The sequence below is a fragment of the Blochmannia endosymbiont of Camponotus nipponensis genome (assembly GCF_009827135.1).
Classification (GTDB): domain Bacteria; phylum Pseudomonadota; class Gammaproteobacteria; order Enterobacterales; family Enterobacteriaceae; genus Blochmanniella.
The window spans coordinates 406,097-419,746 of record NZ_CP046534.1 but is presented as its reverse complement, the minus strand read 5'-3'; the positions used below and the strand labels follow the sequence as shown (position 1 = coordinate 419,746).

The window sequence follows — 13,650 nt, the reverse complement described above, 5'->3', positions numbered from 1 at the left end:
TATAAAAAAACCAACTATTTTAGTCCTAACATTGAATTACTATATAATCCGTTGAAAAAATTATATTAATTACAGTTCATGATGCATAAACTGTTTACGCAATAATTTAGTCGCAGATATTATATTATTCAATGCTCGTCTAACTTCAGGCCATGATCTCGTTTTTAATCCACAATCAGGATTTATCCACAAACGTTGTTTTGGAATATACTGTAACAATTTATTAATTCTTCCTATCAGATCATTTGTACTAGGTTCATTTGGAGAATGAATATCATATACTCCAGGACCAATTTCATTTAAATTTTCTATGATATGTTGTACGGATTGTAATATTTTCTCATCTGATCTAGCTGCTTCTATGCTGATTACATCTGCATCTAATTCCAAAATAGCATGAATAATATCACTAAATTCAGAATAACACATATGAGTGTGAATCTGAGTATTATCTTTCACTGATGATACAGTTATTCTAAAAGCGTTAACTGCCCATTCCAAATATTGTTTTTGATTAGAACGTTTTAAAGGCAATCCTTCTCTTAAAGCCGGCTCATCAATTTGAATGATTCCAATACCAGACTTTTCTAAATCTATCACTTCATCGCGTATTGACAATGCTAATTGTAATGCTATTGTTTCACGTTGTATATCTTCACGTAGAAACGACCAAACCATTATAGTAACAGGTCCAGTAAGTATACCTTTTATCGGTTTATTAGTTAATGACTGAGCATAATTTATCCATTCTGTAGTAATAGGTTTTGAACGACTAATATCTCCTATAATTACCGGAGGTTTTACACAGCGCGAACCGTAACTTTGAACCCACCCATTTTGGGTAAAAACAAATCCATTTAAATTTTCTCCAAAATATTCTACCATATCATTTCTTTCTGGTTCTCCATGTACTAAAACATCTATGTCTAATTTTTCTTGTTCCATAATAATTCGCTTAATATAATTTCTAATACTAATACAATAATCTTCTGTATTAATTCGATTGTTTTTAAAGTCCAAACGAAGCCTACGAATTTCTTCAGTTTGAGGAAATGAACCAATAGTAGTTGTAGGAAATAATGGCAAATTAAATCTTTTACGTTGCAATGCAGCCCGAGTTGTATATGGAGTGTATCGAGTATGCGAAATATTATTAACATGTTCAAGACGTTTTTTCACCCGTACATCATGAATCATACTAGAAGAAGATCTTAAATTATTAGATACATAATATTCATTAAACATATCTTCATATGTCAACTCGCTTGAATTTTTATCATTTAAGGCAACACATAACATTTTTATTTCAGAACATTTTTGTAAAGCAAAAGCAAACCATTCTTTAATATGCTTCTCTAATCTTATTTCCATATCAAGATCAATAGGACTATGCAATAAGGAACAAGAAGAACCTATCCATAATTTTCGCTCTCCTACTAAAGGATATAATTTTTTAAACCAATTATACAAATTAGTTTTCCATATATTACGTCCATTAACCACTCCTGCTGACAAAACCCAATGCTTTGGTATTTGAGCATGAAGTAAAGGTATATTATCAGGATTAGAAACTAAATCTACATGTAAACCATCTACTTTCAGTTGCTTAATAACATCTAATTGATGATATAAACTATCAAAATAAGTGGTTAACAACAACTTAACTTTACCATGAAGTTGTTCATACACTCTTAAATATGCTTCCAACCATTGTAAAGGTAGCTCTAAAACTAATATAGGCTCATCAATTTGTATCCAATCAATATTTTTTGATAACAAAATATCTAATATTTCTTGATATACTAATAACAAATCAGGCAATAGTGATAATCGATCAAATTTTTTTCCTTTTACTGTTCCTAACCAAAGATAACTAATGGGACCAAGTAATATTGGTTTCACTTTATATTTTAGAGACAAAGCTTCATCTATCTCATCGAACAATTGAGTCCAATTCAATTTAAATTCTTGATTTTGAACAAACTCAGGCACTATATAATGATAATTTGTATTAAACCATTTCTTCATTTCTGAAGGTAATATTAATGTTTCACCTAAAGAATAACCTCGACTTATTCTAAATAATGTATCTAAATTAACATTTTCTTGATAAGTGCGATGTCTACCTGGAATATTATTAAGCATCAGGCTAGTAGTTAAAACATGATCATACCATGCAAAATCACCTACTGGAATCCAATCCATACCATAATCTTTTTGTTGTTGCCAATGACGCATGCGTAATGTACGACCTATTTCTAATAACTTATTTTCTTGTATTTTTCCATCCCAATAACGCTCTAAAGCGTACTTTAATTCTCGATGTAATCCAATACGAGGAAACCCTAATGTATGACCAACAACTGTCATAATTTACTCCATGAGTTATTTTCATTGTATGAAGTAATTTTAAAAAATTTAGAATAAAAATATTTTAAAAATAAAACTTAATGTAACATGCTATCATTACATGCAAATGTTTACAAAAAGTTAATGAAAAATAAAACTTATACCATATGTCACTACACATAAATATTTTTTCAACAAAATATCTAATATAAATCATTGAAGATCTTATCAGTACAAATTGTATCAAATTTTTAAACACACAGTCAAATGATTAAAACTATAAACATTATATTTAAAAATTTATATTGCCATTCATTATTATACATAGGATTAAAAAAAATAATCAATTTTGTATAATTGTCCTCATTTTCTTCATGGCATTTTTTTCTAATTGACGTACTCGTTCAGCAGACACACCATATTGATTGGCTAATTCTTGCAATGTACTTTTATTCTCTACATCCAGCCATCGTGCTCGAATAATGTGTTGACTACGTTTATCCAAAGTATTTATAGCCGTATTTAATTTATCGCTAATCTGATCAAGCCATTCATCTTCTTCATTAGAAGTCACAAATTTATCATGTAAATACAACATAGGTGCCATTAAGATTCCCCGATTATCTTCACCTGAAGATTGTTCAAAAGTCATATCTTGCGCTGCCATACGAGATTCCATTTCACGCACATCTTTGCTAGTCACATTTAATGCTTTTGCAACTACTTCTATCTCTCCTGCATTAAACCAACCTAAACGTTGTTTAGTTTTTCTTAAATTAAAAAACAGTTTGCGTTGTGCTTTAGTAGTAGCTATCTTTACAATACGCCAGTTTTTTAGAACATATTCATGAATTTCTGATTTAATCCAATGAACAGCAAATGATACTAAACGAACATCTAATTCTGGATTAAATCGGCGTACAGCTTTCATCAAACCAATATTACCCTCTTGTATTAAATCAGCTTGTAATAATCCATACCCAGAATAATTTCTAGAAACATGAATAACAAACCTTAGATGTGATACAATGAGCTTTTTTGCAGCTTCTAAATCTCCATGATAATATAATTGTTCAGCTAATGCCCTTTCTTCTTCCGTTGTTAACATAGCATAAGCATTAGCTGCTTTTATATAAGACTCCAAGTTCCCTTGAGGAACCAACGTTCCGTTTGTTTGCATATATTTAGGCATCTATTCTCCCAAAATAATTATATACACAGATAATTATGCGTCCTAAAAGGACAATATACCTATATGAAATCACATAAAAAGAACCATATATAAAAAATCCTACCAATAAAATAACATATTGATCATAATACTAAGCACTATATTTTATAACACAATCCTCATTAATTTCATCGTTAATTTAATTATGTTAAAGCACCATCAAATTACTTATTGCAATAAGTCATTACTCTTAATAAGATCAGGTGGTTTATAAATAATTTTAGCAAAAATCAGGATTTAAATTAATATTGATAATGCGTAAATTATATCTAGAACGTACGACTTTTGCGCACAAAGATATTGTCAATATCTCTTATTTAAATATTTTATTGACGATTCGTATTATTTAAAAATTTTTTTAATTTCTATTGCAACTTTTATGACTGTTCACTTTAAAAAAAGTAATGTTTTTATTATTGCATTTATATCACCATATAATAAAAACACTTGATGATGTCGTAGATGATAGTACCATTTTCTACAATAATTATTTACAAAATATTTTTATCATTATTCACGTCAACAACCCTATATATAAATAAATAATTATATACACAGAGACATCTATATTTTTACCATTAATTTTTATTTCTTAAAAATAGCTTCAACAAAATCATGGGATTTAAATGGCTGCAAATCCTCTATATTTTGTCCTATTCCAATATATCGTATTGGAATCAAAAAATGATCAGCAATAGATAAAAGAACACCCCCTTTAGCGCTACCATCTAATTTAGTCATAATTATTCCTGTAATTCTAATTGCCTCATTAAACATACGCACTTGATCGACAGAATTTTGTCCAATATTAGCATCAAGAACTAACATAATTTCATGAGGTGCTTCCACATCAATTTTTTTCATTACTCTAATAATTTTTTTTAATTCTTCCATCGCATATATTTTATTTTGCAATCTCCCCGCAGTGTCTATGATAAGTATATCAACAGATCTTATTTTAGCTACTTTAACAGCATCAAAAATTATTGAAGCAGGATCAGAGTTAGCATGCTCTGCAATTACTACTGCACAACCACTACGTTTACCCAAAATTTCTAGTTGATCTGCAGCAGCTACCCTACATGTATCTCCTGCTGCTAACATTACAGTTTTATTTTCTGATCGGTAATGATGTGCTAATTTTCCAGCAGTAGTAGTTTTTCCAACACCATTAACTCCTACCATCAGAATAATAAAGGGATGTTTTTTTTGTAAAATCAATGGCTTATCTATAAGTTCAACTATTTTTAATACTTCATCACGTAATGCATTATAAAAATATTTTTCATTACAATTAACATTAAGACTAACATAATTTCTCAAATTATTAATAATTTTCTGAGTAGTTTGTATACTTATATCTGCAGTTAACAATTGACTTTCAATTTTGTCCAATATAGTAGTATCAATTTTTTTATTACGAACTAACTCCATTATGGTACTACCCAATTTTTTTCGAGTATACGACAAACTCTGTTTTAATCTACTAAACAAACTATATGAACAATTCATGTATACTTACCTCATAATTACTATTGATATATAGAAATTTTATTTCTTTTACTTATTTTTTCATATTCCTTATACGACACTTTATCAATCAGCTTTTATAAGTATTTCAAATTTGTAGTATCCTCTACAAAAATAAAAAATATCTGATATATTGCACCAATCCTACAGCACAAATACAATCAATCAAGAGTATAACAAATAAATAAGTTGTAGATATATAAAATTCTAACTAATTATAAACTGCAGTTACTGATGTAATTAAAATTCTCTACATGTTTCAACCATCACATAATGCAATTTATAAGTAAACCAGATTATATAAAATAAAGATAGTTAATATCATTGTTGAATAATAGCAATCCTTCTACATTAGAAAATAGAAATCTCTTATAAACTACCACATCACAATTTATAAATATAACATATATATATAAAAATAAACTTTACTGAGTAGATAGATTGAACAGAAAAATTAAGATCATTGGGGGTAAATGGAAAGGACGCAATATACCAATTACTCAATATGCCAAAATACGTCCAACTACTAATCGTATGCGTGAAACACTATTCAATTGGCTTAATCCCATAATTTCTAACACAATATGTTTAGATTGCTTTGCTGGAAGTGGAGCATTAGGATTAGAAGCTTTATCTAGAGGAGCTAGTAAAGTAACTTTTTTAGATAATAATCGTATTTGTATCACAGCATTAAAAATAACCGCACGCTCCTTTTCGGCTCATAACAGTGAAATAATACATACTAATTGTCTTTTCTGGTTAAAGCGATCAATTATGACTTATAATATAATTTTTATTGACCCTCCTTTTCAAGATAATATTATATCCAAAACTATTTTTTTACTAGAAAAATACAATTTATGTAAAAAAGAATCATGGATTTATATAGAAACTTCTAAAAAAAAGAATATTTTTAATATTAATATAATTCCTAATCATTGGTTCTTATATCACAAAAAAAATACTCGAAATGTCACATATTATCTTTTTCTAAGAAAACAACAAAAATATTCATAAAATAAAAAAATATAATTAATATAAATTATTCAAAATATCTACCACAATTAAACATTATTTTTTACAAAAAATAATATTAACTACACCAAGTTTTATAACAATTAATTAACCCATATGTTGAACTATCATGATGTTTAGAAATAATACTTTTACATCTTAATTCCCCTAAAATACCATCAGCCAATTGTTTCCCTAATTCGACACCCCACTGATCAAAGGTATAAATATTAAAAATAACGCCTTGCGTAAATATTTTATGTTCATATAAAGCAATTAAAGCTCCCAAAGTATATGGAGTAATTTTTCTAACTAAAATAGAATTACTAGGATTATTTCCTTTACATACTTTAAAAGGCATCATATCTTGTTCACATATATAATTTTTTTTATATTTTTCACACTCCTGTATTAATTGCTCACATGTATTTCCAAAAGCTAACGCTTTAGTTTGAGCGATAAAATTCGATATTAATTTTTCATGATGATCAGATATAGGATGGTGAGTTATTACTGGTGCTATAAAATCACACGGAACCATTTTGGTTCCTTGATGAAGCAACTGATAGAACGAATGTTGACCATTAGTACCAGGTTCTCCCCATATAATAGGACCAGTTTGATACATAACAGGACATCCATTACGATCTACGCATTTTCCATTAGATTCCATATTTAACTGTTGTAAATATGCTGTAAAACGATGCATATATTGATCATAGGGTAAAATTGCTTCAGTTTCCGCTTGAAAAAAATTGTTATACCAAATACCAATAAGTGCCAAAATCACTGGTATATTTTCATCTAAAGGTGTATAATGAAAATGTATGTCCATATCATGAGCTCCAGTCAATAACAATTCAAAGTTATTAACCCCTAACGATAACATTATAGGTAAGCCAATGGATGACCATAACGAATAACGACCACCTACCCAATCCCAAAGTGTAAACATATTTACTGATGGATCAATGCCAAAAGCACATACTTCTATAGCATTTGTAGACAATGCTATAAAATGCTTAGATATATGTTTTTGATTAGAACTAGCCTTCAAAAACCAACTACGTGCGCTACATGCATTAGTCATAGTTTCTTGAGTAGTAAAAGTTTTTGAAGCTATTATAAATAATGTATGCTCTGGATTTAAATTTTTCAGTGTTTCAAAAATGTGAGTTCCATCTACATTAGAAACAAAATACATATTTAAGTGATTTTGATATGGTTTCAATGCTTCAGTTACCATATAAGGACCAAGATTAGAACCCCCAATGCCTATATTAACAATATCTGTAATAATTTTACCTGTATAACCCTTCCAATCACCTTGAATAACACGATTACAAAATAATTTCATTTTTACTAATACTGCATTTACTTGCGGCATTACATCTAATCCATTTACAAAAATAGGCGTATTTTTTATGTTTCTCAAAGCGATATGTAATACAGCGCGATTTTCACTACGATTAATTTTCTCACCATGAAACATATCCGAAATAGATCCTATAAGATCGCATTCCATAGCCAAAGATATCAGTTTAACAATAGTTTCGTGTGTGATTAAATTTTTTGAGTAATCTACTAAAATTTCATTTTTAAATATTTTAGAAAAACACGAAAACCTATATTTATCTTTATTGAACAAATCAACAATTGATATGCCTTTTATATCATAAAAATGTCTCTTAAGATGTTGCCAAGCCTGTGTGCAACTAGGATTGATATTTTTCATAATCCATTACTTATAATCTATCATAAAAACAATAAATAACAATGAAACCCTAAAACAAACTTACTAATTCATACAATTCATTCAAAAATACTACATCACGCAATATACACTGATCCAAATAATCATATCCCACTATATATATATATATCATAAAAAACTTATAAAAAATAATGAAAAATAACAAACAACTATTTATTTTTATACCAACACTATACAAATTTTTGTATACACATTCAACTCAACATTCTTACATTTATATAAATGCACACCTCATATATCCAAATACATTATTAATCACATTTCTATAACAAACACTAATCTAATTTAATATACAAATAACAATAAATAATTAACACACAATTTTAAAAATTAAATATGTCAAAATATTAATAATTTGTAAATTTAAATTTTGTAAATTAATTGCCTTCAATCAACAAAAACAATCACATCATTCATTCTATCAATTTAAATACAACTTAAATATTTTATGGAACTTGATGTACATAATAATTTAGCCAATTGGAAAACAATAAATACGCATGACTTCTCCAAATTATCTTAGGGATTAAATCAGGATTATCTTGAGGAAAATAATGATCCGGCAACGTTGGACTCAATCCCAATCCTAGATCTCTATGATACTCTCGAGACAACGTTAAAGCATCATATTCCGGATGCCCTGTTACAAATATTAAACGTTTATCTCGACTAATAAGTAAATATACACCTGCCTCATCAGATTCTGCTAAAATTTTTAAATCTGTATTCTGATAAATTAAATCTTTAGGAAAATCTGAATAACGAGAATGGGGTACCGAAAATATTTCATCAAATCCTTTTGTTAAAAGTATACGAGAATTAATAATATTATGTTGATAAACTCCCACCAATTTGTTCTTACGAATAAATTTAGGAACGTTATATAATACTTTTAATGCCGCCTGTACTGCCCAGCAAAAAAACAATATTGAAGTGACATGCTCTTTTGCCCATAAAAATAACTGCTCAATTTGAGGCCAAAAAGTTATATCTGAAAAATCAATTAATCCTAAAGGAGCTCCTGTGACAATCAAACCATCAAATTTCTGATATTGAATATCTACAAAATTACAATAAAAACTATTTAAATGTTCAACAGGAGTATTTTTAGGAACACGATCATCTATACGTAATAATTGAATATCGATGTGTAAAGGAGAATTTGATAATAAACGCAAAAATTGATTTTCTGTCTCAATTTTTTTTGGCATTAAATTAAGAATCAACACTTTTAAAGAACGGAGTTCTTTAAAAGCATCCTGCGACTTTTGCATAATGAAGACATCTTCATTATGCAAAAGCTTCACGGCAGGCAATTCGTCTAATACCCGAACTGGCATAGTACCATAACCTTGATATGTACACATATATGTATCGAACATCATTAATTTTAAACTATTAATAATTTACTATACATATATCACAAATTCCCATAACCCATCATGAACTTACAATAATAATCAACAAAATCAAAATTCCCTAAACATACTCTAATAAAATACAGAAAAATCAAAAATCACAAACAAAAAATCCTAAATTTCCATATCCAAACATAAATACACATATAACTTAAAACATAATACCTAAAACTCATACAACCAACACAAAAGATACTACAAACCTACAACTCATTCATATTACTTTAAAAATTCTTATTATGATTTTTCTTAATATCTACCCAACATAAGATATTAAGAAAAATAGGCCTGAGTGGAATTGAACCACCGTCCTCACCCTTATCAGGGGTGCGCTCTAACCAAACTGAGCTACAAGCCTGTAGTATTAACAATAATACAAAACAAACTATATAATCTTTCATAATCTCCAAGAAAAATTATAATACACATCAATATTCTATTATCAAACCCATCATCAATTCAATATAATAATACACATAAACACATATATACATCACCTACACAAATCACAAATTACTTTTCTACAATAATATACACAAAAATATTTACCTAAAACAACAACACAACTACAAACACCAAACAAAAATCAACAAACAAATAACAACTTTAATTTTTTTTATCTTTAACTCTTTATACTACTACATCAATCCTCAATTGCACAACTAAAATCATCCATTACAATCAAAACCATCATTAAATATCATCACCTAATCATCAATAAACAACAAATATTAATGAAACACCTTAACAAACAATAATTAATCTATTTTTTTATTCTTGAATTTATTAATTCTTTTAAATATAATTGGTATACTGCTCAAACGGCAGTAAAGTATATATATATATGTATGTATGTATGTATGTATGTATGTATGTATGTAAAGCAAAGTATTTGGAGTTGGGGTTTTCTATGTTGTACTGTGGGGATAATAAATTTGTTGTTATGGGAGCTGTTTTTGAGGATGTTTCTGTTAAGGTGGGAGTTATTTGTGCAGTGAGGAGGTTAGCATATGCTCTATCCTACTCGTTTTGATGTTATAGTTGTTGGAGGAGGCCATGCTGGAACGGAGGCTGCAATGGCTGCTGCTAGGATGCAGTGTACTACTTTATTAATTACTCATAATATTGATACTCTTGGTCAAATGTCTTGCAATCCAGCTGTTGGTGGAGTGGGTAAAGGACATTTAGTAAAAGAAGTTGATGCGATGGGAGGAGTAATGGCGAATGCTATAGATCGAGCAGGAATCCAATTTAGAATACTTAATCGTAGTAAAGGAGCGGCTGTTAGAGCAACGCGTGCACAGGCGGATAAAATTTTGTATCGTCAGGTGGTGCGTAATGTACTTGAAAATCAAAAGTTTTTGTTGATCATTCAGGCGTCAGTAGAAGATTTGATAATTGATGGGAAAGAGATTGTTGGTGTTGTTACTCCAAAAATAGGAATGAAATTTCATGCTACGTCTGTAGTGTTGACGACAGGAACATTTCTTAATGGTAAGATGCATATTGGTATGAATAATTTTAGTGGAGGTCGTGCTGGAGATGCAGTGTCGTCAACACTGTTGTCGGAACGATTACAGGAATTGTCTTTAAGAGTTAGTCGTTTAAAAACAGGTACTTCTCCTCGTGTTCATGCTACAGGGATAAACTTTAATCATTTATCTGCTCAATACAGTGATAATCCTGTTCCTGTGTTTTCTTTTGTTGGATCTGTAAATCAGCATCCAAGACAGGTGCCTTGCTATATTACTTATACGAATGAAAAGACACATGATATAGTTAGATCAAATTTACATCAAAGTCCTACATATTTAGGAGTAATAAAAGGAGTTCCACCTCGTTATTGTCCTTCAATAGAAGACAAAATAATACGTTTTTCAGATCGTGATGCGCATCAGATTTTTTTAGAACCTGAAGGTTTGACAACACCTGAGATCTATCTCAATGGTATTTCTACTAGTCTGCCGTTTTATGTGCAAATAAAAATGGTCCGATCTATTAGAGGATTAGAAAATGTTCATATAATGAGACCAGGGTATGCTATTGAATATGATTTTTTTGATCCTCGTGACTTAAAATTAACATTAGAGAGTAAATTTGTTTCTGGATTGTTTTTTTCTGGTCAAATTAATGGTACTACTGGTTATGAGGAGGCAGCTGCTCAAGGATTGTTAGCGGGAATTAATGCGGCTAGATTTTCTAAAAATAAGGCAGGATGGTATCCTAGAAGAGATCAAGCATATTTAGGGGTGCTTGTGGATGATTTATGTACGCATGGTACTGAAGAACCTTACCGTATGTTTACATCTCGCGCTGAATACCGTTTGTCTTTACGCGAGGATAATGCTGATTTACGTTTAACTTCAATTGCAAGGCAATTGGGTTTAATAAATGAGACGCGATGGAAAAATTTTTGCTTTAAGAGAGAAAGTATTGAGAAAGAACGACAAAGATTACGTAATACTTATATTTTTCCGGATAGTGCAGATATAGCGCAATTGAACAGTTTTCTTAAAAATCCTTTAGTACATGAAGTAAATGGTGAAGAATTATTAAGAAGACCGGAAATTAATTATACAAAGTTATCTCAAGTAGGTACTTTTGGCCCGTTTATATTGGATAGTCAAGTATTTGAGCAAATTGAAATTCAAATAAAATATGAAGGGTATATTCGTCGTCAACAAGAAGAAATAGAGAAATCTATTTGTAATGAGAATATATTGTTGCCGATTGATATAGATTTTAATATTATTTCCGGGTTGTCTCAAGAAGTAATATATAAGCTTAACAATTGTAAACCTTATTCTATTGGACAGGCTTCTAGAATTTCTGGTGTTACTCCTGCAGCTATTTCTAATTTACTAGTTTGGTTAAAGAAACAAGGTTTATTAAGTTATAGTATGTGTTAGTTACATTGCAGATGGGTTGATTGTATTAATATGAAGTATGAATTGTCTATACTATGGGTGTTAGTATGTTGTTATGTTATTGAATGGACATGAGTTTTAAATTGGTTTATATGTATATGGTTGTATTTTATTTGATTTAAATATATTTAATTTTTAAAATATTGAGATTATTGTTGAGCTGTATTTTATTTTATATAAGAGTTTGTAATTTATCAATATGCAGTACGTGTATGTGCTATTAATGAATACTAGTTGAAAAAAAATAATTCTTTTAAAATGTAATGTGTATATTAGGTGTATATTTGTATCTTATAAGTATATGGGGTAATTGTGTGACTTTTGTTAATTTAGATTGTTATTTGTAGTTGATTTTAATTGATGATATGTGGAATACATTAAATATGTCAGTGTTCGTTATGCTATAACTAACATAAAGAACATGTGATATTTCTTTTATGAAGACTTTAATTAAATCGTTTTTTATTGTTTCAGAATAGAGGATGTTTCTGTAAATTTGTGCATAGTGTAATTTGTTTTAATGTTATTATACGATACATGAATATTATATTTTTCAAGGTGGTTTATGTCAGGAGTTAAAGATACAGTTCAGGAGTATATTGGACATCATTTATCTCATTTACAATTTGATTTGAGTACTTTTTCATGGGTAGATTCAAAGAACATATCATCTTTTTGGGTGTTGAACGTAGATTCGATTTTTTTTTCAATATTGTTGGCTGTTTTATTTTTATTGTTTTTTGGTTATATAGCTAATATTGCAACTTGTGGCGTCCCTAAAAAGTTACAAGCATTTATTGAATTAATAATATTATTTGTTGATAGTAATGTAAAAGATGTGTTTCATGGTAAAAGTAAATTAATTGCACCATTATCTATGACGATTTTTGTGTGGGTTTTTTTGATGAATGCTATGGATTTATTTCCTATAGATTTTTTTCCTTTTGTAGCTCAATATACATTGGGATTGCCTGCGTTGCGCGTTGTGCCATCTGCTGATATAAATGTCACTTCTTCGATAGCTTTAAATATATTTCTACTTATCGTTTACTACAATATTTATACTAATGGTATTTGTGGTTTTATTAAAGGATTAGTGTATCACCCATTTAATCATCCAATGTGTATTCCTGTTAATTTTGTTCTTGAGGTTGTTGGTTTGTTATCTAAACCAGTGTCACTTAGTCTTAGATTATTCGGGAACATGTATTCTGGTGAGTTGATTTTTATTTTAATATCTGGTTTATTACCATGGTGGGGGCAATGGACATTGAGTTTACCATGGGCTATTTTTCATATTTTGATCGTTGTACTGCAGGCTTTTATTTTTATGGTGTTGACAGTGGTTTATCTATCGGCAGCTCATGATCCATGTTAATCAAAGTACTGTAATTGCAACACAGAGGA

8 protein-coding genes and 1 tRNA gene are annotated in these 13,650 nt (G+C 29.2%); 3 read left to right on the top strand and 6 right to left on the bottom strand.

Annotated elements, in window-relative coordinates:
• Window positions 1-69 precede the first annotated feature (69 nt).
• From metE to ftsY, 3 genes are all read right to left on the bottom strand, one after another.
• Window positions 70-2,370, bottom strand: a complete 2,301-nt coding sequence (metE, locus tag GN161_RS01760; RefSeq protein WP_159715000.1) for a 5-methyltetrahydropteroyltriglutamate--homocysteine S-methyltransferase — start codon at window positions 2,368-2,370, stop codon at window positions 70-72.
• 322 nt (window positions 2,371-2,692) lie between these two features.
• Window positions 2,693-3,541 carry an RNA polymerase sigma factor RpoH gene (gene rpoH / locus GN161_RS01755; protein WP_159714999.1) on the bottom strand — a complete coding sequence of 283 codons (849 nt, stop codon included), beginning with the start codon at window positions 3,539-3,541 and terminating at the stop codon, window positions 2,693-2,695.
• Between the two features lie 624 nt (window positions 3,542-4,165).
• A complete protein-coding gene (gene ftsY / locus GN161_RS01750; protein ID WP_159714998.1) occupies window positions 4,166-5,092 on the bottom strand; it encodes a signal recognition particle-docking protein FtsY in 927 nt (308 codons plus the stop codon).
• A 459-nt stretch (window positions 5,093-5,551) separates the two neighbouring features.
• Between ftsY and rsmD the strand changes: the two genes are divergently transcribed.
• On the top strand, window positions 5,552-6,127 hold the full coding sequence (gene rsmD, locus GN161_RS01745; RefSeq protein ID WP_159714997.1) for a 16S rRNA (guanine(966)-N(2))-methyltransferase RsmD: 576 nt from the start codon (window positions 5,552-5,554) through the stop codon (window positions 6,125-6,127).
• Window positions 6,128-6,203: 76 nt separating this feature from the next.
• Here the strand turns inward: rsmD and pgi are convergent, their stop codons facing one another.
• The 3 genes from pgi to GN161_RS01730 form a co-directional block, all read right to left on the bottom strand.
• Window positions 6,204-7,859 carry a glucose-6-phosphate isomerase gene (gene pgi / locus GN161_RS01740; RefSeq protein WP_159714996.1) on the bottom strand — a complete coding sequence of 552 codons (1,656 nt, stop codon included), beginning with the start codon at window positions 7,857-7,859 and terminating at the stop codon, window positions 6,204-6,206.
• A 485-nt stretch (window positions 7,860-8,344) separates the two neighbouring features.
• Window positions 8,345-9,238 carry a homoserine O-succinyltransferase gene (locus GN161_RS01735; RefSeq protein WP_159715536.1) on the bottom strand — a complete coding sequence of 298 codons (894 nt, stop codon included), beginning with the start codon at window positions 9,236-9,238 and terminating at the stop codon, window positions 8,345-8,347.
• Between the two features lie 361 nt (window positions 9,239-9,599).
• Window positions 9,600-9,674: transfer RNA gene (locus GN161_RS01730), tRNA-Ile, on the bottom strand.
• 652 nt (window positions 9,675-10,326) lie between these two features.
• Here GN161_RS01730 and mnmG point away from each other — a divergent pair.
• On the top strand, window positions 10,327-12,225 hold the full coding sequence (mnmG, locus tag GN161_RS01725) for a tRNA uridine-5-carboxymethylaminomethyl(34) synthesis enzyme MnmG (RefSeq protein ID WP_159714995.1): 1,899 nt from the start codon (window positions 10,327-10,329) through the stop codon (window positions 12,223-12,225).
• 583 nt (window positions 12,226-12,808) lie between these two features.
• A complete protein-coding gene (gene atpB, locus GN161_RS01720) occupies window positions 12,809-13,621 on the top strand; it encodes a F0F1 ATP synthase subunit A (RefSeq protein ID WP_159714993.1) in 813 nt (270 codons plus the stop codon).
• Window positions 13,622-13,650: the final 29 nt, after the last annotated feature.

Excerpts from the sequence above, each read along its gene's own strand:
- pgi (WP_159714996.1), bottom strand. The coding sequence starts at position 7,859 with ATGAAAAATATCAATCCTAGTTGCACACAGGCTTGGCAACATCTTAAG.
- ftsY (WP_159714998.1), bottom strand. The coding sequence starts at position 5,092 with ATGAATTGTTCATATAGTTTGTTTAGTAGATTAAAACAGAGTTTGTCG.
- rpoH (WP_159714999.1), bottom strand. The coding sequence starts at position 3,541 with ATGCCTAAATATATGCAAACAAACGGAACGTTGGTTCCTCAAGGGAAC.
- metE (WP_159715000.1), bottom strand. The coding sequence starts at position 2,370 with ATGACAGTTGTTGGTCATACATTAGGGTTTCCTCGTATTGGATTACAT.
- GN161_RS01735 (WP_159715536.1), bottom strand. The coding sequence starts at position 9,238 with ATGCCAGTTCGGGTATTAGACGAATTGCCTGCCGTGAAGCTTTTGCAT.
- atpB (WP_159714993.1), top strand. The coding sequence starts at position 12,809 with ATGTCAGGAGTTAAAGATACAGTTCAGGAGTATATTGGACATCATTTA.
- mnmG (WP_159714995.1), top strand. The coding sequence starts at position 10,327 with ATGCTCTATCCTACTCGTTTTGATGTTATAGTTGTTGGAGGAGGCCAT.